The sequence below is a fragment of the uncultured Campylobacter sp. genome (genome assembly GCF_938030785.1).
GTDB lineage: Bacteria > Campylobacterota > Campylobacteria > Campylobacterales > Campylobacteraceae > Campylobacter_B.
In genome coordinates, this window is record NZ_CALHIK010000039.1 from 1 (window position 1) to 4232 (window position 4232).

Below are 4232 nucleotides of genomic sequence, written 5' to 3' on the forward strand. Positions count from 1 at the left end.
AGAATTTCAAATAAATTTTAAAATTCCAAGAGAATTTCATCCCTTGGAATTTTAAATTTAATGCTTGGCTAGGTAGTTGGTATCGTAGTTGTTGCTCAAGAAATCGGGGTTGTTCATCATCATCAGGTGAAAATCGCGCGTCGATTTTATGCCGCCGATGATAAGTTCGCCGAGTGCAACCTTCATCTTCGCGATCGCGCGCTCGCGGTCCCTGTCGTGGACGATAAGCTTGCCGATCATGCTGTCATAGTAAGGCGGCACCGAGTAGCCCTCATAGACGTGGCTATCCATACGCACATTTCTGCCGCCCGGAGCGACGTATTTTGTGATTTTGCCCGGATTTGGCATAAAGCTTTTAGAGTCCTCGGCGGTGATGCGGCACTCAAGCGCGTGTCCGCTAAATTTTATCTCGCTTTGAGGCAACAGCTTCTCGCCCTGCGCGATGCGGATCATCCACTCGATCAGATCAAGCCCGCTTCTCATCTCGCTTACGGTGTGTTCAACCTGCAAGCGAGTATTCATCTCGATGAAATAGAATTTTTTATCCTTGCTGTCGTACAAAAACTCAAACGTTCCAGCGCTTGCGTATCCGATCGCCTTAGCGGCGCGAACCGCAGTTTCGAGCAGGCTCTTGCGCGTCTCCTCGTCCAGGATCACGGCAGGGCTTTCTTCGATTAGCTTTTGGTGGCGGCGCTGCATCGAGCAGTCGCGCTCGCCGATATGCACGACGCGGCCGTGCTCGTCGCCCAGGACCTGAACCTCGATGTGGCGCGGATTTGTGATATATTTTTCCATATACATCGTGCCGTCGCCGAACGCGCTCATCGCTTCGCTCTCGGCAGACCAGAAGAGCTTTTCGATATCCTCTTCGCGCTCGACTATGCGCATTCCGCGTCCGCCGCCGCCGGCTGCGGCTTTAATGATGACGGGATAGCCGATTTTAGCGGCTAGCTTGCGCGCCTCCTCGACGCTTGCGATAGCGCCGTCGCTGCCTGGCACTACGGGGATGCCTGCGCGCATCATTACTTGCTTTGCTTTGCTTTTATCGCTCATCAAGGTCATCGCCTCGACGCTCGGGCCGATAAATTTAATGCCGTGTTTGGCGCAAATTTCGACGAAATTTTGACTTTCGCTCAAAAAGCCGTATCCAGGAAAGATCGCGTCGGCTTCCGTTAGCTCGCAGGCCGTGATGATTGCGGGGATATTTAGGTAGCTATCGCTGCTGCGCGGTCCGCCGATACAGACCGACGCGTCGGCGTATTTTACGTAAAGCGCGTCTTTGTCGGCGGTAGAGTGCACGACGATAGCCTGTTTACCCATCTCTTGAATCGTGCGAAGCGCGCGCAGGGCGATCTCGCCGCGGTTTGCAATGAGGATCTTTTTAAGCTCTCTCATAGCTTCTCGACCTCAAACAGCGCCATAGCGTATTCGACGGGCTGTCCATCCTCGACGAGGGCTTTTTTGATACGGCAGTCAAACTCCGCCTCGATCTCATTCATAATCTTCATCGCTTCGATTATACCGATAGTATCACCCTTATGCACGACCTGACCTACGCTTACGAACTCCGTCGCACCGGGGCTCGGCGCCTTATAAAAAGTACCCACCATCGGGCTGTCGATCGTATCCATCGAGCCCTTGCTTACGGGCTTTTCACTATGCGCAACGCTCGGCGCGACGATCGTCATCTGAGGCGCAGGCATCGCAGCCTGGGCTTGCGCGGCCGCAGGAGCGTTCGCGCCGTATTTTTTTATCTCGATTTCAAAATCTTTATCTTTAATTTTTAGCTCGTTAATGCCTTGTTTCTCGCCGAAAAAGTCCATTAACTCTTTGATTTCTGCTTTTGTCATAAATTTTCTCCTAAAAAATTTTGCGAAATTTTAGCTAAATTTTTATAATTGTTTCTTTAAACGAATTTTTAAAGGCGCTCGCGGCGCCTTTAAATTTAATGGGTAGCGAAGAATTCTTTGATCTTGGCTTTGTCGCTAGACTTGCTAAGAGCCAGCATCAGTAGCACGCGAGCCTTTTGCGGATTTAGATTATCGGCGGTTAAAAAGCCGAGCTTAGCGTCGTCCACCTCTGAGCCTACGCTAGTTGAGCCGCTACCGGTGCGGCTTGAGCGCACGACTATCACGCCCGCTTCGCTAGCTTTTGCAAGCGTAGCCTCCGTATCGGGGTATAAATTTCCATTTCCCATGCCGGCGACTACGATACCCTTAGCGCCCTTTTGCACGGCAGTCTCTACGAAATCGCCCACGTCTTGCGGATGTGCGTAGATAATATCGACACGCGGCAGAGCCTTGATATCTTTGATATTAAAATCGCTGCTTATCGTGTGTTTGCGAAGCGGCGCCATATAGAAATTTACGACTCCGTAATTCACGGTGCCGATCTTGCCGGAATTCGGCGAAATAAAAGTAGCGACATTGGTGGTATTTGCTTTCGTAACCTCTCGCGCGGCATGGATCTCGTCGTTCATCACCACAAGAGCGCCCTTTTCGCGAGCGTTTTTATCTGCCGCGACGCTGACGGCGTTATAGATATTCAAGGGGCCGTCCGCGCTCATCGACGTAGAGGGTCTCATCGAGCCCACGAGAACGATCGGTTTTTTGGATTTTATGACTAGGCTTAAAAAATACGCCGTTTCCTCCATCGTATCGGTTCCGTGCATTATGACGACTCCATCGACGTCGTTTTTAGTAAGCAGCTCGCTCACGCGGTTTGCGAGCTTGAGCCAAATTTCATCATTCATCTCCTGCGAGCCGATATTTGAAATTTGCTCGCCTTTGATCGTGGCGATATCGTTTATCTGCGGCACCGCCGCCAAAAGCTCGTCCACGCTCTTCGCCCCAGACTTATAATCGCCGCTAAGCTCGCTCTGCCCGCTTCCCGCAATCGTGCCGCCGGTAGCCAAGATATAGATATTGGGTTTTGCCGCCGCTAAAGAAGATGCTATAAAAAGCGCCGCCAGCGTAAATTTACTAAAAAGATTCATAATTTCTCCCTTGCAAAAACAAACTAAACTAGGGCTCATTCTAGCACAAAATTTGTTAAATATTATGTTTTGCTGCTATAATGCGCGAAAAATTTTGATTATTTTAAGGAAATTTTATGGGACTGAAAAGCGATAAATGGATCAGACAGATGTCGCAGCAGCACGATATGATAGCGCCCTTTTGCGAAGAAAATATCGGCCGCGGCGTCGTTAGCTACGGACTTTCGAGCTACGGATACGACATACGCGTAGCGCGCGAATTTAAAATTTTTACAAACGTCGGCGGAACGGTCGTCGATCCTAAAAATTTCGACGCAAAAAACGTTGTGGATTTTGAGGGCGATGTCTGCATCGTGCCGCCGAATTCCTTCGCTCTAGCGCGCACTATCGAATACTTCAAAATGCCGCGCGACGTACTTGCGATCTGCCTCGGTAAAAGCACCTACGCCCGCTGCGGCATCATCGTAAACGTAACGCCCTTTGAGCCGGGCTTTGAAGGACACATCACGATTGAAATTTCCAACACCACGCCGCTGCCTGCAAAAATTTACGCGAACGAAGGGATCGCGCAAGTTTTGTTTCTGCAAGGAGACGAGCCGTGCGAGGTGAGCTACTGCGATAAAAAGGGCAAATACCAAAGCCAAAAAGGCATCACGCTGCCTAGAATTCTGAAGGATTAAACAATGAAAAATTTAATCATCGTAGAATCCCCCGCAAAAGCCAAAACGATTAAAAAATTCTTAGGCGATGACTACGACGTCGTCGCTTCAAAAGGACATATCCGCGATCTGCCGCAGAAAAAATTCGGCATTAAAATCAAAGATAAAAGCTTCGAGCCCGAATACGAAATCAGCGCCGATCACGATCAGATCGTAAAGCAGATAAAGACGCTCGCCAAAAAGGCGGATCAAATTTATCTCGCGACGGACGAGGACCGCGAGGGCGAGGCGATCGCCTATCATATCGCCGCTTCGATCGGCAAGCAAGCGGAGGATCTGCCGCGCATCGTATTTCACGAGATCACCAAAAGCGCGATCTCAAACGCGCTAAGCTCGCCGCGCAAGCTCAATATCGCAAGCGTAAACGCCCAACAAGCGCGCCGCCTGCTCGATCGCATCGTGGGCTACAAGCTAAGCCCGCTTTTAAATTTAAAGATCCAGCGCGGCTTAAGCGCGGGTCGCGTCCAAAGCGCCGCGCTTAAGATTGTCGTCGATCGCGAGCGCGAAATTTTAAATTT

Annotated in this window: 5 protein-coding genes; 2 read left to right on the forward strand and 3 right to left on the reverse strand. The window is 50.3% G+C overall.

The window, feature by feature from the left end; genetic code table 11:
• Window positions 1-57: 57 nt before the first annotated feature.
• From Q0438_RS02015 to Q0438_RS02025, 3 genes are all read right to left on the reverse strand, one after another.
• On the reverse strand, window positions 58-1395 hold the full coding sequence (locus tag Q0438_RS02015; RefSeq protein WP_299186763.1) for an acetyl-CoA carboxylase biotin carboxylase subunit: 1338 nt from the start codon (window positions 1393-1395) through the stop codon (window positions 58-60).
• Window positions 1392-1850, reverse strand: a complete 459-nt coding sequence (accB, locus tag Q0438_RS02020) for an acetyl-CoA carboxylase biotin carboxyl carrier protein (protein WP_299186765.1) — start codon at window positions 1848-1850, stop codon at window positions 1392-1394. The genes Q0438_RS02015 and accB overlap by 4 nt, the downstream gene beginning before the upstream one ends.
• Before the next feature lie 95 nt (window positions 1851-1945).
• Window positions 1946-2995, reverse strand: a complete 1050-nt coding sequence (locus Q0438_RS02025) for a type II asparaginase (protein WP_299186767.1) — start codon at window positions 2993-2995, stop codon at window positions 1946-1948.
• A 116-nt stretch (window positions 2996-3111) separates the two neighbouring features.
• On the opposite strand from Q0438_RS02025, the gene dcd reads away from it, so the two are divergent.
• Entirely contained in the window at window positions 3112-3675 is a 564-nt protein-coding gene (gene dcd, locus Q0438_RS02030) for a dCTP deaminase (RefSeq protein ID WP_005871523.1), read from the forward strand.
• A 3-nt stretch (window positions 3676-3678) separates the two neighbouring features.
• Window positions 3679-4232: toprim domain-containing protein (locus Q0438_RS02035; protein ID WP_299186769.1), on the forward strand; the 554-nt coding region annotated here is incomplete at its 3' end.